This is a genomic window from Bradyrhizobium sp. 141 (assembly GCF_023074055.1).
Taxonomy (GTDB): domain Bacteria; phylum Pseudomonadota; class Alphaproteobacteria; order Rhizobiales; family Xanthobacteraceae; genus Bradyrhizobium.
The window spans coordinates 104,673-125,502 of sequence record NZ_JADPKR010000062.1; the positions used below are offsets into that span (position 1 = coordinate 104,673).

Genomic DNA, 20,830 nt, shown 5'->3' on the forward strand with positions numbered 1-20,830 from the left:
CGCTTTGACGGCGAGCGGCAGCTCCGATCCGGTGTACAGACGATCGGCCCCGCCCAAAAGCGTCAGGAATGAACGATGAAGTCGCTCGCGTGGAGATTGTTGGCGTTGACACCTTTCAGGAGAATGGTGTCAGCGGCATCGATCGTGATCAGGGTGTCCGCGGAATTTGCCGGCGAGGCCGCCACGTGCTGCGTGATCCATGCGGCGTCGATGTTGCTCGCCACGGCGGCCGACAGGCTGATGTGGTCCTCATCGGGCGTGAAATTCACGATCACATCGTGATTCGAATTGGCCTCGAACACGAACTGATCCTGATAGCCGGTCCCGAACAGCACATCCTTGCCGTCTGTGCTGGCGAGGGTCACCGGACCTTGCTCGGTCAGGTTGAAGATGAGGTTGACCGTATCGCTCGCACCGTGTCCGTCGGTCACCGTGACCACGACTTTGTCCGTCGCGGGCGCGCTCTGGCTCGGCTCGGTGTATGTCAACTCCTGGAGCGCGGAATTGACGTTGGCCAAGGTGTCGGACGTCGATGCGGGGTCCACATAGGTGCCCGAATCCGCGGTCGCAGCGAGCGTGAAGGTTTCATCGGCGGCAGCGTCGGCGTCGGTGGCGGACATGCCGTGGACGAAAACCTGGTCGCCTTCCTGCATGACGCTGATCTGGTCGACGTCGATCACGGGCGCGTCGTTCGTGCCGGTGACGTCCACTGTGAGCGTTGCCGTGCCGGCCGCACCATGCACGTCCGTCGTCTGGACCGTGAACGTGTCGCCATACGATCCGTCCGGCAGCGCGTTGATCGCAGCAGCGTTCGGAACGTAGCTGTAGCTGCCGTCGGAATTGACCGTCAGCGTCCCGTACAGTCCTGAGGCCGTCGTCACCGCATGGTGATCTGAATTGAGGACGGCATAGGTCAGCGTCGTCGTCTCGCAGCTGTCGGCATCGGTTCCGGACAATTGGCCGGTGAGATCGGAGAAGCTGTCGGCCGCGGCGGTGTCCGTGAGCGGACCGATGTGGAGATCGGACAGGGTCGGCGCGTCGTTGGTGCCGGCGATGTTGACGGTGACGACTGCACTCGTGCCAGCGCCATCAGCATCCGACGGAACGATGGTGTATTGCAGCGACAGCGTCTGGCCGGCGGAGAGGAAATCGAAGGCCTGGCTGCCCGAATTGAACTGCCACGTAAACTGAGCATGGGTAGCCGTGCCGTCGAGGATGTCGCCGGACGGAACGGAGAGATAGTTCAGCAGGTCCGCCTGCGACAGCCCGCCGACGCTGCCGGATTGCGGCACGCCGTCGAGAGTAACCTGCACCTGGCTGACCGACACCGTGACGTGATCGATCGCGTCGACGTCGGAGACCGCCAGCACGCCATGCGAGAGCTGGCCGACATTGGTTTCCAACAGATCGGCAACGGCGCCGCCCGGCCCGGAGGTGCCGCTCGCCCAATCCGCATCGCCCTCGATTGCGAGGCCCTTGGCGGGGTTGACCGTATTGGCGGCCGTGGTCCCGCTGCCATCGGCCAGCCGATAATACCCGGCCAGATTCGCCTCGTTGCCGGTGAGCGCGGTGAAATCGATCGACCGGATCTGCGCCTGCGTGAGCGCGGTGGTCCAGACGCTGACGTCGGCGATCGATCCGAAGAAGCCTTCCGCTCCAAAGCCCGCCGCGCCTGGCTCGCTCGCGGCGCCAATCATCATGTAGGACGCCGACGGATTCGACGGGCTGCCATCGATCGGGTTGGCGCCCCATGACTGCGAATATTCGAGGTTTCCGTCGAGATAGAGCGTGAAGGTGCCGCTGTCGTGGGTCAGCGCGATGTTGTGCCATTGCGAGGCGGTGAGCGCGATGCCGGTATCCTCGATGTCGACGCCGCCCGCGAGAATCTGCAGCTCCAGGGTACCATCGACGTTGACGGTGCCGAGCAGACCGAAGCCGGTGGTCGAGGTGTTGCCGTTGTAGAACAGGATCTGGCCGTGGCCGGGATCGGTGCCCCCGTTCCAGTTCACCCAGCCGTCCAGCGTCACGCCATCGGTGGCGACTGTCGGCACGTCGCCGACCGCGATGGTCTGGCCGTCGAAGTTCATGTAGTCCGAGGTGACATAGGAAACCGTCGGCGCATCGTTGGTGCCGGTGATCGTGACGGTCACGTCCTGCTTCACGGTCGCATTGTGGTCGTCGGTGAAGGTGACGGTGTAGACTTGGGTGATGGTCTGCCCTTCCGCCAGCGACTGCAGCACCGGATCGCTGTTGTCCAGCGTGAAGTGCCAGCCCAATGTCGCGCCATTATCCGTATCGCTGCCGGATTCGGACACCGTGTCGATCGTGAAGGTGCCGATATTCGTGCTGTCGTCCTCGAAACCCGGCAGAGCCGAGCTGACCGATGATGACTTGAACACCGCCTGCGCCGTGTGAGTGTCGATCAGGTCGAGGTCCTGAATCGCCAACGTGCCGCCAGTCGTCAGCGAAGAACCGTCATCCTCCGTGACCGCGCCCGTTGCCGCGTTAGCATCGCTTGTGATCGTCGGCGCGTCGTTGGCGCCGTTGATCGTGACGGTCACGTCCTTCGAGACGTACGCGCCGTGGTCGTCGGTGAAGGTGACGGTGTAGACCTGGGTGATGGTCTGGCCTTCGGCCAGCGACTGCAGCACCGCATCGTTGTTGTCGAGCGTGAAGTGCCAGCCCAGCGTCGCACCGTTGTCGGTGTCGGTATTGAACTCGGCGACAGCGGAGTCGATCGTGAAAGTGCCGAGCGGCGTGTCGTCGTCGAAGCCCGGCAGATGCGCGCTGGATGTCGACGATTTGAACACCGCCTCCGCCGTGTGGGTGTCGATCAGGTCGAGATCCTGGATCGCCAGCGTGCCGTCGATCGACAGCGTCGCGCAGGCATTCTCGGTCACCGCGCCGGCCACGTCCGCGGCGCTGCTGGTGATGGTCGGCGCGTCGTTGGCGCCGTTGATCGTGACGGTCACGTCCTGCGAGACGTACGCGCCGTGATCGTCGGTGAAGGTGACGGTGTAAACCTGGGTGATGGTCTGGCCCTGAGCCAGCGATTGCAGCACCGCATCGTTGTTGTCGAGGCTGAAATGCCAGCCCAGCGTCGCACCGTTGTCGGGATCGGTGCTGAATTCGTGCACCGACGGATCGATCGTGAACGTACCGAGCGGCGTGTCATCGGCAAAGCCCGGCAGATGCACGCTCGATGTCGACGATTTGAACACGGACTGCGCGGTGTGGGTGTCGATCAGATCGAGGTCTTGAATCGCCAGCGTGCCGTCGATCGACAGCGTCCCGCTGGCGTCCTCGGTCACTGCCCCAACGCCGTCCGCGGCACTGCTGGTCACCGTCGGCGCGTCATTGGTGCCGGTGATGGTGACCGTAACGTCCTGGAAAACCTGCGCACCGTGATCGTCGGTAAAGGTGACGGTATAAACCTGGGTGATGGTCTGGCCCTTGGCCAGCGACTGCAGCACCGGGTCGTTGTCGTCGAGCGTAAAATGCCAGCCCAGCGTCGCGCCGTTGTCGGTATCGCTGCTGGATTCCGTCACCGACGGATCGATCGTGAAGGTCCCGATATTGGTCGACCCCTCCACAAAGCCGGGCAAATGCGCGCTGGACGCCGACGACTTGAACACCGCCTCCGCCGTATGCGTGTCGATCAGGTCGAGATCCTGGATCGCCAGCGTGCCGCCGGTCGACAGCGTCGCCCCGGTATCCTCGGTGACGCCCCCCGCTGCCGCGTCTGCATCGCTCGTGATGGTCGGCGCGTCGTTGGTGCCGGTGATGGTGACCGTGACGTCCTGGGTGACCGTCCCGCCGTGATGATCGTCGACCTTGACGGTGTAAATCTGAGTGATGGTCTGGCCCTTGGCCAGCGACTGGAGCACCGGATCGTCATCGTCGAGCGTAAAGGTCCACTTCACCGATCCCCGAGAGCTGACGCCCGGACTTTCAATGACCGGATCAAGCGCGAACGTGCCGACATGCGACGTGCCGTCGCTGAAGCCGGGCAGATGCGCGCTCGAAATCGTCGACTTCAAGATGAAGTTCGCGGTGTGGGTGTCCGTGAGATCAGGGTCGTTGAAGGTAATGGTGCCGTTGGCGGCGAGCGTGGCCGCACTATCCTCGGTTACCGCACCTGTCGGGGTGGTGGAATCTTCGACGATTGTCGGCAGGTCGTTGGTGCCCTCGACGTTGACGTCCGCACCGTTGATGGACACGGTGATCGGCGTGCTGACGACGCCGCCGTGGCCGTCATCGACCTGCACCACATAGTTGAGGGTTAGAGTCTCGCCTTCGGCGAGGAAATCGAAGAGATGGTCGGGAACACTGTAGGTCCAGGTGGCCGAGCCGTTGTTGCCGTTTCCGGCGCCCTGCACCACGGTCAGCGGCACCTCGACGGCGGCGATCGCGGCGCGCTGCTCCGGCGTCAGCGTCGCGGTGATATCGTGGCCCTGCGCATCGAGATATTTGAACGGCTGGGTGGACGAGAGCGCCGCGCTCACGATCGGCCGGTCCGTCAGATCGACGTCGGTAAAGGCGACCGTGCCCGTGATGGTGTCCAGAGCCTCGTTGCCGGTCCCGACTTTCTCGATGACGGTGCCACCTGACGTCGCGACGGTGGGCTTGTCGTTCGTTCCCGTGATCGTGATGGTGATCGGGACGAACTTGCTCTCGGGGTTGACTGCGAAATTGGTGTCGACGCGGACCTTGTAGGTCAGCGTCAGCGTTTCGCCCGCGGCGAGGAAGTCGAAGACGTTGTCGGGGATCGTGTAGGTCCAGACCGCCGAGCCGTTGTTGTTGTTGGCGCTGTCGGCAACGACACTGATCTGGATCTGCGTCGCCGCGATGTCCTGCTTCTGGAGCGCGGAGAGCGAGCCGGTGACGTCCTGCTGGCCGGCGTTCTTGTAGACGTAGTTCGGCGCGTCGTCGAGGCTCACCGACACCGTCGGGCGGTCGCCGAGGTTTTGATCGACGAAGGTGATCCGGCCGGAGACCGTGTCGGTATGCGTCGTATCGCCCGTGGTGTCCGCGCGCTCGGTCAGCGCGAACGCCGTCTTCACATTGCCGCCGAGATCGAGGCTTTGCACCAGCGGCTGGCCGGGCATACGGGTGACGATCGGCGTGGAATTGCCGGGACTGTCCTGTCCCTGCGGATTGAGGTTGACGAATGTCGCGGTCACAACGGCGCCGGACCCCGACTTCAACACCACTTCCTGGAAGACCGGCGTGAGCGTGTCGGTGAAGTTCGTGGTCAGCTTGGTGTTGGTGTTGTTGTCGGTGAACTTCAGCGTGAACACGTCCGTGATCAGCTTCTGCACGTCCGGCGACATCAGCGCATTGGAGATCGAGACGTTGCCGCCGCTGATCTGGATCATCTGGCCGGCCTGGTTGACCGTCGCGATCGGCAGCAGCGTGACCTTGTCGAACAGGATGTAGGAGCCCGTCGTGCCATTCGGCTCGACCAGCACCTGGAAGCTCGCCTGCGGCTGTGGATCGCCGCCGCCGGCGGGAACGACGAAGTTGATCTGGGTCAGCACGGCGGTGCCGCGGATGCCCATGGTGGCGACCGGCGTGTCGATCTTCATGTCGCCGTGCTTGGCGGTCTCGCCGGCGACGAAGGTGATGGTGCCTGCGACGAGACTGAGCAGCGAGGAATTGCTCGACCCGTTGGGGTCGTAGACCATCTCGTTCAGCACCATCCGCGCGTTGGAGGACAGGCCGAACACGGTGCCGTCGATGAAGGTGATGCCGAGGGTCGAATCGGCGCCGGTCGAGACCACGTCACCCTTCTCGACGTTGTCGCCGTTGTTCAGGATGACCGAGACGCCGTTGCGGATCGCGGTCGCGCTGCCCACGAGCTTGGTGACGTGGCCGATGACCTGGGCCGCGGCCGCGCCGGGCGCGGCTTGCGCAACTTGGACGTGCCCCGTGAGCGCGTTGACGACGTCGCCGCTGAGGTGGGCGCCGTCGGGGGAGGCGAGCGCGGCACGTTTGTCGCCCCTGAAATAATCGTGAACGACGAACTCGTGACCCTCGTGGGACAGCACGAGATCGAGACCCGTGCGGTTGAACTCGCCGTTGAAGATCAGATTGGGGTCGGGAACAACGAACGCGCCCTCAGGCACATGACCATGCGCTTTCGCCGTAAAGGAATTGACATGGGCATCGGCAAGCGAACGGGAACCTTGGCCGTCAAAAGGAATCGCGGCGTCAAAAAATTGGCCAGCGTAATTCAACCGGGCACCGTAAAAAGGGTTAAAATTTAAGTAAGTATCGACCGCCTAAGCTTGCATAGCATTAGCAAGTCCTTAGCGATACCATCTATTGCTTGTGTGATTTCGCGTCACTTGGCCGTAGGAGCCCCGGCGGAGCGGCGCTCCCCTAGAGAACCAGAAGTAATATTTCAAATATTGTGAAGTCGAATCCGGCCTGTTTTCACACATTTCCAGTCATCCAGAGTAACCAGCCGTAGAGCCACGGAGCAGATACTTGCGTCATCTCTCCTTCGCGGGGTCCCGCAGCATCCTGCGGCAAATACGGAGTTAAATCTGTGACCTAACTAACAGAACCCCATGAAATAGGGGGCGTTAGCCATAGGACGCAGATTCGGCCCTCCCGCAACCTATGCCTGCAATTGGCTCCCTTTCGCGGCGACAGGACACCTCCTAGCCTCCGAATCGTAAAATTTTACGCAATTTGGGCAGGCCCGTTTCAGCCTGTTCCCGCTTTTGGGGAACCCCTGCCAGGCGCGTTAAGCAGAACAAAACGGCCCGTCTCGCACTATCTCGACGAAACAACAAAGCCCGGCACGTCGAGGTCGAGGGGGACCTGGCGAAGCCTGGGAAGGGGATGTCAGATGGAGATCGCTGCTCGCTCGCGCGCTTGGCGCACAATCCTTGTCCTGTGCGGATTGGTCCTGCTCGGATCGGCCGCCGAGCTTCGCGCCGGCACGCTGCTGTCGCCGGGAGCAGGCGTTCTCGTGCGCAAATCCGCCGAGCCGTTCGGCGTGTTCGCCTTCGCCATCTCGTCCGGCAGCCTGCAGCAGAAATGGTCCGCGCTGAAGAACAGGCTCGACGGCGACATGGTGCAGCTTGCGCTCTGCGATGGTGACCGGGACAATTGCGCATCGCCTGCGGCCCTGAAACTGCTCGCCATCGTCGACCAGGCCCGCGCCCGCGACGGCCGCGCCCGGCTCGGCGAGACCAACCGCGCCATCAACCTTGCCATCCGGGCCGCCAATGACGGCATCGACGACGTCTGGAGCTCGCCGCTTGCGACGTTCGCCCGCGGAGCCGGCGATTGCGAGGACTACGCCATCGCCAAGCTGGCCGCGCTGCGGCTGGCGGGCACTGCGCCTGAGGACCTCCGCATTGTCGTGGTGCGCGACGTCAGGGCCGGCGAAGAGCATGCGGTTGTCGCCGCGCGTCTCGACGGCCACTGGCTGATGCTCGACAACCGCCGCATGGCGATGGTCGAGGACGACGCTGCGCGGAGCTACCAACCGCTGTTCACACTCTACCAGTCGGCCGTGATGAAATATGTCGACGAACCTGCGCGGTTCTCGATGGTCGCCGCCGAGGCACATTGATCCGTCTTGTAGACCGGATGGAGCGCAGCGCAATCCGGGACGGTGCCGCCGTTACATGAATCCCGAATTACGCTGCGCTCCATCCGGGCTATGAGCCACCCACCACAAACTCATTCCACCGCGCGATCCAAACCGCTAGCATGGCGCCTTCCATGCGGGGGCGACTGGAATGCGGTTCATCGTGTCGACTGTGCTTGCGCTGCTGGTGTTGCCGGCGGCTCCGGGCTTCGCGCAATCCGAGCCAGCCGACCTTTCCGTCGCCGACCGGCTGCCGCTGTTTGCCAGGAACAACTGCCAGCAGATTCGCGACCCCGGCAATCAATTGTTCTGCGGTGATGCCACGCTTGCCGCCGCCGCCGAGAAGCTGAGCGCGGCGATCGAGGGGCGGCTCGCCCGCCTGCCCGATCGGCTGCCAGGGATCGAGGAAAATGCGATCTGGATCCGCCAGCGCAACCTCAGCTGCGGCATCGTCGGCCAGACCGCGATCCGCACCGACGATTTCGACCGGGTGAAGGCCTGCCTGCTCAAGGTGACCGAGGAGCGCGCCGCGATCGTGCGCGATCCTGATTTCGACTGCCTCGCAGCCAACACCGCAGCGGGCGCGCTGATCTGCGCGGACCCGTCGCTGGCGCTGGCCGAAACCGAGCTCAACGGCCAGGTGCTCGGCCTGATCGGCAAGCTGGACCCGACTGCGGCGCGCTTTGCCTTCGCCGAATATGGCAGGTGGACCCGCGAGCGCGATCGCAAATGCAATCTGGTCGGCAAGGAGAATGTGCCGCTTCAGGAGCTCGAAACCGCGGAGGAGTGTCTTGCGGATCATTTGAGGCGCAAGACCGACGAGATCCGTGCCGCGAAGGGCGACCCCAAGAAGTTGTTCGGCCGGCAGGTCGCGGCCCGCATCCCCGACACCGACGCGGTCGACTTCTGCGCGGCGCGCATCCATGCGGCCAATTCGTGCGGCAACTTCCTCCGCATCAACCGCGTCTACGCGCTCGACAGCCAGGTGACCGAGCAGGAGGCGCAGGTCACGGGCGAGATCGAAATGGCCGTGCTGGCGCCCTTCACCATGTGCAGCAAGGTCGCCTCCAACTGCACCGGCACCTGCTGGGACGCCAGGACGGGTCGTCCACAGCCGGGAGCTGGCAACAAGGAGCGCTCCGCGGAAGCCTTCAACGTCACGCGCCGCCTCCGGATCCAGCGGACGTTCGCCTTCGTGAAAGCCGCCGACGGCTGGCGTTGCCGCGAGGATGAGCTGGCGCCGGTGAATTCGGGGACTGCAAGTGGGGGATCGTAGGCCTTCTTCCTTCTCCCCTTGCGGAGAAGGTGGCATAGGCGGCCTTCGGCCGCCGTTCCTAAGAACGCTACGGCGCCGGATGAGGGTTCTCACCATTCGTGAGACCGTTCGTGAGGAAAGTTACCCCTCACCCGGCTCGCCGCTCTGCGGCGATCCACCCTCTCCCGCAAGGGGAGAGGGTGCACCGTTCGTGTCGCGAGAGCCGCCCTTCATCAAAACATCAGATTGTCCTTCACCAGCACCCAGCGGCCGTTCTTCACCTGCTGCACCTGGGTGACGGTCGTGGCGAGATGGTTGGTCTTCGAGAACACGGTCGGCGGCGAATTGAAGATATCCTGGAACTTGTCGCCGGACTCGAGCGCGTCGAGCATCTTCTGGCCAGTGAGATCCTTGCCAGCCTTGTTGGCATAATGCGCGAACGTCATCACCGCATTGTAGCCGATGATCGCCTGGGTGTTGGCGTCGGCGTTGAACATCTTCTTATAATTGACGAGCCAGTCCTTCACCTTTCCCTTCGCGGTGTCTTCGTAAGGAATTTCGAAGTTCGAAGCGGCATACAAGCCTTCCATCACTTCCTTGCCGAGCGCCGGCACTTCGAGCACGTTAACGGGCGTGGCACCGAGGAAGGTGACCTCCCAGCCGAGCTTCTTGGCCTCGGTCATGGTTCCGATAGGCTCACGGAGGACGGCGCCGAGCACGACGAGGTCGCAGCCGTCGGACTTCATCTTGGCGACCTGCGCCGAGAAGTCAGAGGCGCCGCGCTTGAAGCTCGTGATCGACGCCGGCTGCACCTTCATGGCGGCGAGCTGCTGGTTGAAGCCATCGAGCACGTTTTTTCCGTACTCGTCGTCCTGATGCATGATGCACGGCTTCTTGAAATTCTTTGCCTCAATCATGTATTTGAGCGCCGCGCGCGTGCTCTCGACATAGGGCAGCAAATTGTTGAACTTCAACCGTTCCTGCGGCTTGGCCGGATCGACCTTGAAGGTGAACTCGGCCGCCGTCAGCGGAAACAGCTGAAGCACGCCGGCATCAAGCAGGATGTCCTGTGCGGCGAGCACGGTCGGCGATCCCATCGGTCCCACCATCGCGAAGATCTTGTCGCGCTCGATCAGCTTCTGCGAAGCCAGCACGGCCTTCTTCGGATCGTAGCCGCTGTCCTCGACGACCAGCCGGATCTTGCGGCCGTTGACGCCGCCCGCCGCGTTGACCTCCTCCACCGCCATCTTCATGCCGTTGGAAACCGGGACGCCCCAGCCCTTGATCGGGCCCGACAGATCCTGATGGGTGCCGACGACGATCTCGCTCGCCGAGATGCCCTCGTTGGTGACCTTGGTTTGCGCCGCGGCCGGCAGACAGGTGAGCACCACGGCACCCACAGCAAGGCCGAATGCGCTGAACGATTTCGACATTGACGTCTCCTCTCCTAAAGGCCCGTGTTACGCTAAGGGCGGGGGCCATCGCTCCTTCGCTTTCCCAAATCGTGACTTGTCTTTTTGCGCATGCCCCTTCTCGGAAAACCGGTTCCCACTTTTCCGGGGCATGCGCATGCCTCACGCCACGGCGCGCTGGCGATACATCGCTTCAATCTCGGCGGCGTAGCGCTTGTTCACGAAACCGTGCTTCAGCTTCATGGTCGGAGTCAGTTCTTCGTCTTCCGGCGTGAGCTGGCGCTCGATCAGGTAGAACTTCTTGATGGTCTCGACGCGGGCAAAATTGCCGTTGACCTGCTCGATCTCGCGGCCGATCAGGTCCTGGATCTCCGTCGCCCGGCACAAGCTGGCATAGTTGGTGAAGGGGATGTCGTGGTCCTGGGCGAACTTCTCGACATTCTCCTGATCGATCATCACGAGGCAGGTCAGGTACGGCCGCTTGTCGCCGATCACCACGGCGTCCGAGATGTAGGGCGAGAATTTAAGCTGGTTCTCGATCTCGGACGGCGTGATGTTCTTGCCGCCGGAGGTGATGATGATGTCCTTCATCCGGTCGGAGATCCGAACGAAGCCCTCATTGTCGATGGTGCCGACGTCGCCAGTGTGCAGCCAGCCGCGGGAATCGATGGTCTCGGCGGTCTTCTCCGGCTGATTCAGATAGCCCATGAACAGGAAGTCGCCCTTGATCAGGATCTCGCCATCGGGCGACAGCGCGACCTCGCCCCAGGACACCGCCGTGCCGACCGAACCGAGCTTGATTCGCTCCGCCGGCATCATGGTGGCGACGCCGCAATTCTCGGTCTGGCCGTAGAGCTCGTGCACGTCGATGCCGAGCGCGAGATACCAGCGGATCAGCTCCGGCGCGATCGGTGCCGCCCCGGTGAAAGCGATGCGGCAACGGTCGAGCCCGATCATGCGGCGGATGTTGCGAAATGCGATGCGGTAGGCGAGACGGTTGGCGATGCGCAACGACAGCGGCGGCGTCTTGCCCTCGAGCCTGCAATCGACCATGCGGTAGCCGATGTCGATGGCGCGGCGATAGACCCATTGCTGCAGCGGCGTCGCATCCTTCAGCGCGATGGTGATGGCGGAATAGAATTTCTCCCAGATGCGCGGCACCGCGAGGAAAACGGTCGGCTGTACCTCGCGCAAATTGTCCGGCACGGTCTCCGTGCTTTCCGCGAAATTCATCACCGAGCCGAGCGCGACCGAGATGTAGTAGCCGCCGATGCGCTCGGCGACGTGGCAGAGCGGCAGGAAGATCAGCCGCTCCTCGTCCTCTCGCGCCGGGATGAAGTCATTGGCGTGCCGCATCTGATGCGTTACGCTGCGGTTGGCGTGCATCGCGCCTTTGGGCGGTCCCGTCGTGCCGGACGTATAGACCAGGATCGCGAGGTCACCGGCGCCGCGGCTGTCGATCATCTCCTGCCACAGCGCCTCGCGGCCGACCATGTGATTGCGGCCGAGCGCGCGAAACTCGTCGAGCGACATCACCATGTCGTCGGAGAAGCCGCTCAGGCCCTCCATGTCGAACACGATGATCTTCTGCAAGCTCGCGCAGCGCGCGCGGCAGGCGAGGATCTTGTCGAGCTGCTCCTCGTCCTCGGCGAAAATCACTTTTGTTCTGGAATCGTTGATGAGATATTCGACCTGGGACGACGCATCGGTGGGATAGATGCCCGAGGCGACACCGCCCGCGCACAGGATGCCCATGTCGGCATGGACCCATTCGGGAACGGCGTTGGCGATGATGGAGGCAACGTCGCCGGGCATGAAGCCGGAGGCGCGAAGCGCGTAGGCAATTTCCTTCGATATCTCCAGCCACTCGCGCCAGCTCGTCGGCTGCCAGATCCCGAATTTCTTCTCGCGGATCGCCGGCCGCTCGCCCCGCGTCTCAGCGGCGCGCAAAAAGCTCTTTGCGATCGTATCAGCGACCGTCAGCACCGCCGGTCGGGCCATGCGCCTCTCCTCCTTGTCGCTCTCCCCGCCGCTGCCTGCCTTGCCGGCGGTCTTTGCTTGCGGATGGGCAATCTCATCTTACTGCCAGCTCTTCCTCACCGCCACGTCTTCTTCTTTTTCCAGCGCCGCTCGCCCCGCGCGCCCGCTTCCTTGGCGCCAAGGTAGAACTCCTGGATGTCCTGGGAATGCATCAAGCGGTCGCAGCTGTCGTTCATCACGATGCGGCCGGTCTCCAGCACGTAGCCGTAATGCGCGGTCTCCAGCGCCACCTTGGCGTTCTGCTCGACCAGCAGGATCGACATGCCCTGCTCCTCGTTGACGCGGCGGATGATGGTGAAGATCTCCTTTACCAGCAGCGGCGACAGGCCGAGGGAGGGCTCGTCGAGCAAGAGAAGCGTCGGCCGGTTCATCAGCGCGCGTCCGATCGCCAGCATCTGCTGCTCGCCGCCGGAGAGCTGGCCGGCCGGCTGGTTGATGCGCTCCCTCAGGCGCGGGAAATAGCCATAGACGCGCTCCAGATCCTCCGCGACGCCGTCGCGGTCCTTGCGCGGATAGGCCCCCATCATCAGATTCTCGCGCACGGACAGGAACGGAAACACCTCGCGCCCCTCCGGCACGTGGCTGAGGCCGAGCCGCACGATCCTGTCGGCTTCCATGCGCTGGATCGGCTTGCCCATAAATTCGATCGAGCCCTTCTGCGGATCGAGAATGCCCGAGATGGTCTTCAGGACCGTGGTCTTGCCGGCGCCATTGGCCCCCAGCAGCGTCACGATGCGGCCGCGCGGCACTTCCAGCGAGATGCCGCGGATCGCCATGATCGGCCCGTAATAGCTCTCGATGTTGGAGAGTTTGAGGATGGTATCCGGCGTCGCGACGGCATCCATGCGTCAGGCTCCCAGATAGGCGGCGACGACATCGGGGTGCTGCTGCACCTCGGCCGGCGAACCCATCGCGAGCACCCTGCCGTAGTTCAGCGCGATGACGCGGTCGGAGACGCGATTGACCAGCGACATGTCGTGCTCGACCATCAGCACGGTGACACCGAGCTCGTTCTTCAAGTCGCGGATCCAGAACGACATGTCGTCGGTCTCCTCGACATTGAGGCCGGAGGACGGCTCGTCGAGCAGGATCAGCTTCGGCTCCGAGCACAATGCGCGCGCCAGCTCGATCACCTTGCGCACGCCGTAAGGCAGGCCGGAGATCAGCTTGTCGCGATAGGGTTCGAGATCGAGGAATTCGATGACCTGCTCGACCCTGCGGCGATGAACTTTCTCGTTCGCCCGCACGCTCGGCAGAAACAGCAGCTCCTGCCAGAGCTGCGTGGTCGAATGCCGATGGCGGCCGACCAGGAGGTTTGAGAGCACGGTCGCGTTCTCGAACAGCTCGATGTTCTGGAACGTCCGTGCGATGCCGAGTTTTGCGATGTCGTAGGGTGGCTCTTCCGTGATGTCCTGGTCCTCGAAGAAGATGCGGCCCGAGGTCGGTCGGTAGATGCGCGAGATCAGGTTGAAGATTGAGCTCTTGCCCGCGCCGTTCGGCCCGATGATCGACAGGATCTCGCCTTTCTCGACCGCGAAGGACACCGCATCGACGGCCTTGAGGCCCCCGAAATGCAGCGACAGGTTCTCGGCGCGGAAATAGCTCATCGGTTCCGCTCCGACTTCACGTAGATCTTCTGCCGCTTGAAGGTGGCGCGCTTGTAGAGCGGGAACAGCTGGAAGAAGAGCTTGATCTTCAGCCAGCGGCCGTAGAGCCCGAGCGGCTCGAACAGCACGAACAGCACGATGATGATGCCGTAGATCGCGCCCTTCAGGCCGTTGAGCGAGGCGAAAGACGCGACTTTCGACTGGATGTTTCCCGCGGTGGCCGGGCCGGCGCCGAATGTCGCGGCGATTCCGGCGATCATGCCGGGCAGGTCGTCCTTCAGATACGTCAAGAACGGATCAATCATCACGATGAAGATCGCCCCCAGCACCGCACCGTGCAAGCTGAAGGTGCCGCCGATCAGGATCACGATGATGAACTCGATCGAAAGCTGCAGGGTGAACATCTCCGGCGAGATGAAGGAGAGCTTGTGGGCGAACAGCACGCCGGCAAAGCCGGTGATCGCCGCCGAGATCGCAAAGGACTTCACCTTGTAGAGCGCGACATTGACGCCCATGCTGCGTGCCGCCGTCTCGGAGTCGCGGATCGCGACGAAGGCGCGCCCCGTCGGCGAGCGCAAGAGATTCAGCGTACCGACGATGGTCAGCACCAGCACGGAGAGGCAGAGGAAATAGAAGGTGGGGCTGTCGCGCGGGACGGTGACGCCGAGCAGCGACAGCGTCTTGACCCGCATGCCCTCATTGCCGTGAGTGACGCTCTCCCAGCGCGCCAGGATCTCCTCGACGATCAAGGCAAACGAGATGGTGGCGATGACGAGGTAGATGCCGGTCAGGCGCAGGGCGGGAAAGCCGACCAGGGCGCCGATCAAGCCGGTCAACGCGCCGGCGGCGAGGAAATAGACCGGGAACGGCACGTTGTATTTCTGCAAATAGGCGGCCGTGTAGGCTCCGATGGCGAGGAATGCGGCGTGGCCGAGCGAGGCCTGGCCGGTAAAGCCGGTCAGGATCAGCAACGCGACGCCGACGGTCGCATAGATGCAGACGAAGACGAGCTGGCTCATCAAATAGCTGGAGAGCACGAAGGGGGCGATCAACAGCAGCGCGAGCAGGATGCCGTACGAGACCAGATACCCCGAATGCGGGAACAGCTTGATGTCGTCCTCATAGTCGGTCTTGAACAGGAAGCGCATGATGTTCAGACCTTCTTGCGGACGTGATGGCCGAACAGGCCTTCAGGCTTCAACAGCAGCACCGCGAGCAGAACGAGGTACGGCGCGACGTCCTTCCACCCCTCGGGCAGGTAGAAGCCCGCCATGCTCTCGATCACGCCGATCAGGACGCCGCCGACCACCGCGCCCGGTATCGAGCCGAAGCCGCCGAGGACCGCGGCGGGAAATGCCTTCAGGCCCAGCACGAGGCCGACATTGGAATGGATGAAGGTGATCGGCGCCAGCAGCACGCCGGCGCAGGTCGCCACCGCCGCGCTGATCGCCCAGACAATCGACACCACTCGTTTGACCGGGATGCCCATGTAGTAGGCGGCGAGCATGTTCTCGGAACTGGCGCGCATCGCAGTGCCGAGCGTAGTCTTGTTGAAGAAGAGATAGAGCAGCGTGCACAGGATCATCGTCGCCGCGATCACCGACAGCTTGTCGTAGGCGAGCACCAGCGACCCGATCCGCAGCACGCCCTGGCTGAACGGAGTCTCGATCTTCAGATCATCGGTACCCCAAATCATGCCGGCGATCGAGCGCAGGAAATAGCCGAGCCCGATCGTCGCCATGATGATGGAGAATTGCGGATAGCCGAGGATCGGCCGTACCACCACGCGCTCCGCCACCATGCCGAACAGCGCCATCGCGGCCACCGCACCGGCAAAGCCGATCCAGTAGTTCAGGCCCATCATGCCGATGAAGGTGAAGGCGAAGAAACCGCCGAGCATCATCAGATCGCCCTGGGCGAAATTGACGACCTCGGTGGCCTTGTAGACGAGCACGAAGCCGAGAGCGATCAGGCCGTAAACGCAGCCGAGCGCAACACCGCTGACCAGCTGCTGAACGAAATCCAGCATTGACGCGCGTCCTCCCGATACAACCGGCGGTTCTTCCCGACCGCCTTGCCGCATCTTGTGTCCAGTCGCTACGCAGTCGTTTCGCTGCGTTAGCGCCATTTGTCCGGAACCAATTCAGCCTGAACCGCCCAGCGCTGTCAACAAACGGTGACTTGCCTTTAGTCCAATCTGGAGCACGGAATTTGCGGCAGCGCGATTCACGGTGCCGAAACGTCTTCGGGTCATGGTCGCGGGCGATGCAAAACCGGATGGTGTGGCCGTCATGAAGTCGGACAGCTCGGCGCTGGAAGTCCTGGGGTTAACGAAGCGTTTTGACCGTCTGGCGGTCGACGGCCTCGATCTCACCATCCACGCCGGCGAATTCTACGCCCTGGTCGGCCCCAACGGCGCCGGCAAGACAACGACTTTGCGCATGGTTGCGGGCCTGCTGCGCCCCGATGCCGGCGCGGTCTCGATCTTCGGCATCGATGCGCTCCAAAACCCCGTTGCCGCGAAGCAGGTGATGGCGTGGGTTTCCGACGAGCCCATGATCTACGACAAGCTGACCCCGCTCGAATATCTCGAATTCGTCGCCGGCCTCTGGGGCATCGCGCCGTCGGCCTCGGAGCCGGTTGCGCAGGACCTGCTCGGCTCGCTCGGCCTCGAGCCGCACCGGCACGAGCGCTGCGAGGGCTTTTCCAAGGGCATGCGCCAGAAGGTGGCGCTGGCCGGCGCGCTGGTGCACGATCCCCGCCTCATCATCCTCGACGAGCCACTGACGGGGCTCGATGCCGTCTCTGCTCGCCACGTGAAGGGTCTTCTCAGCGAACGCGTTCGCGCCGGCTGCACCGTCATCATGACCACCCATATTCTCGAAGTGGCCGAGCGGATGGCCGACCGCATCGGCGTGATCGCCTCGGGCCGCCTCGTCGCCGAGGGCACGCTGACCGAGCTGCGGCAGCAGAACGGCCACGCCGACACCAGCTTAGAGGATCTCTTCATCGCGCTGGTGACGCTTCCGGAAGCCGCATGAGCTCGGCAACCGCGCTCTCCTGGTTTGCCCGCCACGAGCTCCGGCTCGCCTGGCGCGAATCGCTCGCCATGATGACCGGCGGACGACGCAAGCGGACGCGCGCCGCTGTCATCGGCCTGATCTGCTTCGCCGCGCTGCTGCACCTGCCGGCCTGGGCGGTGATCGGCCGCTTCGCCGATCTGCAATTGCCGCTCGACGAATCCTCGCTGATCGTGATCTCGGCGACGATTTTTCTCGCCTGGACCCTGATGCTGTCGCAGGCGATCGAATCGGTGACGCGGGTGTTCTACGCCCGCGCCGATCTCGACCTGATCATGTCCTCGCCGGCGAGGTTGGCCAATCTGTTCTCGGTCCGCATCGCCGCGATCGCGCTCACCGTCACCGCGATGGCGCTGCTGTTCTCGACGCCCTTCATCGACGTGCTGGCGATCGGCGGCGGCCCGCGCTGGCTCGCGGCGTTCGGCGTCGTCGTCGCCATGGGTCTGTCGGCCGCGGCGGTCGCGATTGCCGTCACCATCCTGCTGTTTCGCCTGATCGGCCCGGCGCGGACGCGCCTCATTGCCCAGATCCTGGCCGCGATCATCGGCGCCGGCTTCGTGATCGCGCTCCAGGTCGCCGCGATCGTGTCCTACGGCACGCTGTCGCGCTTCACCATCCTGACCTCGGGTAGCCTGGCCGCTCATGCTCCCGATGTCGACAGCATCTGGTGGTGGCCGGCGCGGGCGGTGATGGGGGACAGCGAAGCACTGCTGCTGCTCCTGGCGCTCGCCCTGGTGCTGCTCGGAAGCGTCATGGCGATCTTCTCGCGCCGCTTTGCCGACACGGCGATCGATGCCGCAGCCTACGGCACCTCCGGCAGCAAGCGCGCCAAGGAGCGCCCGTTCCGCGGCGGATCGCGGCAGCAGGCGCTGCGGCGCAAGGAATTCTCGCTGCTCTGGCGCGATCCCTGGCTGATCTCGCAGACATTGATGCAACTGCTCTATCTGGTGCCGCCAGCGCTGCTGCTCTGGCGCAATTTTGCCGACAGCTCCGCGGCGCTGACGCTGATCACGCCTGTCATCGTGATGGCGGCCGGACAGCTTGCCGGCGGGCTCGCCTGGCTGACGATCTCGGGCGAGGACGCCCCCGACCTGGTCGCGACTGCGCCGCTGACACCATCCAGCGTCACCCGCGCCAAGATCGAGGTGGTGCTGATCGCGATCGCCGTCATCTTCTGCCCGCTGGTCGCGGCGCTCGCTTTCGCCTCGCCTTACCAGGCCGCGATCAGTGCCGGCGCGATCATCATCAGCGGGGCTTCGGCGACCGCGATCCAACTCTGGTTCCGGGTGCAGGCACGGCGCAGCCAATTCCGCCGCCGCCAGACCTCGTCGCGGCTCGCGACCTTCGCCGAAGCCTTCTCCTCGATCGGCTGGGCCGCGACGGCAGCGCTGCTGCTTGCGCTCCCCATCGCGGGCCTCATCAGTGGCCTGATCACCGCGAGCCTCGTTGCGATCACCTGGAAGTTAAGCCCAAGGCGGGAATGAGGCTCACGCTCTAGAGCTGCGGACGTCAGATGTCGAAAGCCGGCTGTGCGCGGCGTACCGCGGCGACCTGCCGCCGATCCATCAAGCGCCTGACCCAGCTACGGCCTGGTTCTTCGACAAAGCGATACGTGACGACCGACAGCAAGACGGTCAAAAGCAGCATCGCGATTTGCAGGAAATCTCCGAGCCAAAGCGATCCATGCATGGAGACCACTTTCGTCGGTTCATGGCCCGAGCTCAACGCGTAAGAGACCAACAGGTCCGTATGCCCGAGGCGCTCGACAACCATGAGGACCGCCCGCACCACGGCCCTGACAAGCGGATGCAGCATGTAGATCGAATAGGTCAGCATCCCGATCACGAGCATGAGCGGCACCGTCAGCTGGCGACTGACCGCGCCAGCTTCACGCGCGAACACCAGAACCACCAGCGTAAACACCGCCGGCGAGGCCACCTGCAAGGTGACGCTGCTGCCGGCCACAGAGACATAACCGACGACGAGCAGGACGCTCGCCGTCTCCAGCAACGTCTCAGCGGACGGCGTCAGGCGTGCGCGCAACACCGGAAAGCGCTCTCGTAGGTCGAAGGAGAGAACGCCAAGCGCGAAGCCGTAAAGACAGCGCACGAGGCCGTAGTCGTAAGTCGCATTCATCCCATCCGGGCTGATGGCGGCGAGCACGATCGGTCCGGCAATGATCGGGAGCAGCCAGGGCCAGATCGTCGGCCCGATCCGACTTACGACGACGGCGAAGATCACATAGGCGGCGAACTCGGCGCTGATGCTCCAGCTCGCGAAATTCAGCCAGTTCTGCGGATTGATGCCGAGTCCCTGCAGGAGAAGAATGTTGGTGACGATGGCCTGCAGGAGGTTTGGGCCAACACCGTCCTTCGCAGCGTCAATGGGAATGAACAGCAGCAAGGTCACAAGATGCAGCGGATAGATCCGCCCAAGCCGCAGGACGAGAAAGCGGCTCGCGCCGAAGCCCTCAGCAAGGCGCGAACGATAGTTCGACGCGATGACAAAGCCGCTCAGAACGAAGAAGAAATCGACGAACAGATACGCATTTCTGGTGAGCGGCAGGAAAGACAGATGGCTGATCACGTCGAAGTGGAACAGCGCGACCATGCAAGCACAAATGCCACGCCAGCTGTCGAGCGCATGATATCGGGTGATATTTGCAGCCGCGTCCATTGAACATGGGTAGGCAAGACCAGACACCGGAACAAGCCGAGGCTGACTCTATGCTTAATGTGGTCGCGGCCAGAGGCGCCCCCGTTCCCTTGCAAGTCGGCTGGGCCGGCATCGCCCCCGATGTCACCGCCCAACTCTGTTGAGTGGCCTGGCGCCGGATGGCCGGCACTTGAAAGCTCGGCCGCGGCGGGAGTGAGGGTGCGACACTGACGCGCTGTTGATCGCAGCCCATTGGCTACGCACAGCATTGCACGCTAGACTTTCCCGAAGTCACCGAGGACGGATGCATGTGGCGACTGGTTTGGGCGGCTCTGGCGCTGTTCAGCGTATCCTTCGCGCCTGCTCTCGCCCAGCAGCCGCCGCGCAGCGAGTGCCTGGCGATGGCCAATGCCGCGCCGCGGGCCATGCCGGTTGCGTTCCGGCAGGCCGCCAGCTCCGCTGAGGTCGAGATCACTTATGCCGGCCATTCCACCTACTACATCGACACGCCCGCGGGCTTGCGTATCGCCACCGACTATAGCGGCGCCTATCAGGTCGGCCGGCTGCCCGATGTCGCCACCATGAACCGCGCCCACAGCACCCACTACACCTTATTCCCGGACAGGCGCATTCCTCACGTGCTGCATGGCTGGAGCGAGGACGGCAAGCCGGCGATCGTGTCGGAGCGCATCAGTGACACCTTCGTCCGCAATGTCACGACCGACATCCGCCGCTATTTCGGCGACGACGCCGGCGCCGACATGATCCGCGACGGCAATTCGATCTTCATCTTCGAGGTCGCGGGCCTCTGCATCGGCCATCTCGGCCACCTCCATCACAAGCTCGACGACAGCCATTTCGCCCAGATCGGACGGCTCGATATCGTGATGGTGCCGATCGATGGGACCTACACCATGACGCTGGGAGGCATCTCCGAGATTACCAAGCGGTTGCGCGCCTCCGTCGTGCTGCCGATGCATCGCTTTGCCACGCCGCTCGACGATTTCATGCGCCGGATCGGGCAGGACTTCGAGATCGACCGTCGCACCGAGCGTTCCTTCCGGATGTCGCGGGATGCTCTGCCCTCGAAGCCGTCCGTGATCATCCTCGACGGGGTCTGAGGCGCAATTTTCTCCAAGCCGGCGTCGGCCGGTCGTGCTGACCTCCTCGCA

The 20,830-nt window shown here is 63.5% G+C and carries 13 protein-coding genes; 5 read left to right on the forward strand and 8 right to left on the reverse strand.

Features of this window, described 5'->3' with window-relative positions; translation table 11 throughout:
- Positions 1-62: 62 nt before the first annotated feature.
- On the reverse strand, positions 63-6,128 hold the full coding sequence (locus IVA81_RS18030; protein WP_247320429.1) for a VCBS domain-containing protein: 6,066 nt from the start codon (positions 6,126-6,128) through the stop codon (positions 63-65).
- A 731-nt stretch (positions 6,129-6,859) separates the two neighbouring features.
- Here IVA81_RS18030 and IVA81_RS18035 point away from each other — a divergent pair.
- Positions 6,860-7,591, forward strand: coding sequence for a transglutaminase-like cysteine peptidase (locus tag IVA81_RS18035; protein WP_247320431.1), 732 nt, complete (start codon positions 6,860-6,862; stop codon positions 7,589-7,591).
- A gap of 169 nt (positions 7,592-7,760) precedes the next feature.
- On the forward strand, positions 7,761-8,885 hold the full coding sequence (locus IVA81_RS18040; protein ID WP_247320433.1) for a lysozyme inhibitor LprI family protein: 1,125 nt from the start codon (positions 7,761-7,763) through the stop codon (positions 8,883-8,885).
- 212 nt (positions 8,886-9,097) lie between these two features.
- On the opposite strand, the gene IVA81_RS18045 is transcribed toward IVA81_RS18040, so the two are convergent.
- The 6 genes from IVA81_RS18045 to IVA81_RS18070 form a co-directional block, all read right to left on the reverse strand.
- Positions 9,098-10,297, reverse strand: a complete 1,200-nt coding sequence (locus IVA81_RS18045; protein WP_247320435.1) for an ABC transporter substrate-binding protein — start codon at positions 10,295-10,297, stop codon at positions 9,098-9,100.
- Between the two features lie 141 nt (positions 10,298-10,438).
- Positions 10,439-12,277, reverse strand: coding sequence for an AMP-dependent synthetase/ligase (locus IVA81_RS18050; RefSeq protein ID WP_247320437.1), 1,839 nt, complete (start codon positions 12,275-12,277; stop codon positions 10,439-10,441).
- A 95-nt stretch (positions 12,278-12,372) separates the two neighbouring features.
- The gene (locus IVA81_RS18055) at positions 12,373-13,161 is read right to left on the reverse strand and encodes an ABC transporter ATP-binding protein (protein WP_247320447.1); all 789 of its coding nucleotides are present in this window, start codon (positions 13,159-13,161) and stop codon (positions 12,373-12,375) included.
- Between the two features lie 3 nt (positions 13,162-13,164).
- Positions 13,165-13,923, reverse strand: coding sequence for an ABC transporter ATP-binding protein (locus IVA81_RS18060; protein ID WP_124159372.1), 759 nt, complete (start codon positions 13,921-13,923; stop codon positions 13,165-13,167).
- On the reverse strand, positions 13,920-15,071 hold the full coding sequence (locus IVA81_RS18065; RefSeq protein WP_247320449.1) for a branched-chain amino acid ABC transporter permease: 1,152 nt from the start codon (positions 15,069-15,071) through the stop codon (positions 13,920-13,922). The genes IVA81_RS18060 and IVA81_RS18065 overlap by 4 nt, the downstream gene beginning before the upstream one ends.
- Positions 15,072-15,076: 5 nt before the next feature.
- Positions 15,077-15,952, reverse strand: a complete 876-nt coding sequence (locus IVA81_RS18070; protein ID WP_247320451.1) for a branched-chain amino acid ABC transporter permease — start codon at positions 15,950-15,952, stop codon at positions 15,077-15,079.
- Between the two features lie 223 nt (positions 15,953-16,175).
- Between IVA81_RS18070 and IVA81_RS18075 the strand changes: the two genes are divergently transcribed.
- Together IVA81_RS18075 and IVA81_RS18080 are read left to right on the forward strand one after the other, a co-directional pair.
- Entirely contained in the window at positions 16,176-16,964 is a 789-nt protein-coding gene (locus IVA81_RS18075; protein WP_247320483.1) for an ABC transporter ATP-binding protein, read from the forward strand.
- Entirely contained in the window at positions 16,961-18,487 is a 1,527-nt protein-coding gene (locus IVA81_RS18080; protein ID WP_247320453.1) for a permease, read from the forward strand. Before IVA81_RS18075 ends, IVA81_RS18080 begins: the two co-directional genes overlap by 4 nt.
- A gap of 25 nt (positions 18,488-18,512) precedes the next feature.
- Here the strand turns inward: IVA81_RS18080 and IVA81_RS18085 are convergent, their stop codons facing one another.
- The gene (locus IVA81_RS18085; RefSeq protein WP_256469346.1) at positions 18,513-19,679 is read right to left on the reverse strand and encodes an acyltransferase; all 1,167 of its coding nucleotides are present in this window, start codon (positions 19,677-19,679) and stop codon (positions 18,513-18,515) included.
- A 287-nt stretch (positions 19,680-19,966) separates the two neighbouring features.
- On the opposite strand from IVA81_RS18085, the gene IVA81_RS18090 reads away from it, so the two are divergent.
- A complete protein-coding gene (locus tag IVA81_RS18090) occupies positions 19,967-20,779 on the forward strand; it encodes an MBL fold metallo-hydrolase (RefSeq protein ID WP_247320457.1) in 813 nt (270 codons plus the stop codon).
- Positions 20,780-20,830 lie beyond the last annotated feature (51 nt).

Excerpts from the sequence above, each read along its gene's own strand:
- IVA81_RS18035 (WP_247320431.1), top strand. The coding sequence starts at position 6,860 with ATGGAGATCGCTGCTCGCTCGCGCGCTTGGCGCACAATCCTTGTCCTG.
- IVA81_RS18040 (WP_247320433.1), top strand. The coding sequence starts at position 7,761 with ATGCGGTTCATCGTGTCGACTGTGCTTGCGCTGCTGGTGTTGCCGGCG.
- IVA81_RS18045 (WP_247320435.1), bottom strand. The coding sequence starts at position 10,297 with ATGTCGAAATCGTTCAGCGCATTCGGCCTTGCTGTGGGTGCCGTGGTG.
- IVA81_RS18050 (WP_247320437.1), bottom strand. The coding sequence starts at position 12,277 with ATGGCCCGACCGGCGGTGCTGACGGTCGCTGATACGATCGCAAAGAGC.
- IVA81_RS18055 (WP_247320447.1), bottom strand. The coding sequence starts at position 13,161 with ATGGATGCCGTCGCGACGCCGGATACCATCCTCAAACTCTCCAACATC.
- IVA81_RS18060 (WP_124159372.1), bottom strand. The coding sequence starts at position 13,923 with ATGAGCTATTTCCGCGCCGAGAACCTGTCGCTGCATTTCGGGGGCCTC.
- IVA81_RS18065 (WP_247320449.1), bottom strand. The coding sequence starts at position 15,071 with ATGCGCTTCCTGTTCAAGACCGACTATGAGGACGACATCAAGCTGTTC.
- IVA81_RS18070 (WP_247320451.1), bottom strand. The coding sequence starts at position 15,952 with ATGCTGGATTTCGTTCAGCAGCTGGTCAGCGGTGTTGCGCTCGGCTGC.
- IVA81_RS18075 (WP_247320483.1), top strand. The coding sequence starts at position 16,176 with ATGGTCGCGGGCGATGCAAAACCGGATGGTGTGGCCGTCATGAAGTCG.
- IVA81_RS18080 (WP_247320453.1), top strand. The coding sequence starts at position 16,961 with ATGAGCTCGGCAACCGCGCTCTCCTGGTTTGCCCGCCACGAGCTCCGG.
- IVA81_RS18085 (WP_256469346.1), bottom strand. The coding sequence starts at position 19,679 with ATGGACGCGGCTGCAAATATCACCCGATATCATGCGCTCGACAGCTGG.
- IVA81_RS18090 (WP_247320457.1), top strand. The coding sequence starts at position 19,967 with ATGTGGCGACTGGTTTGGGCGGCTCTGGCGCTGTTCAGCGTATCCTTC.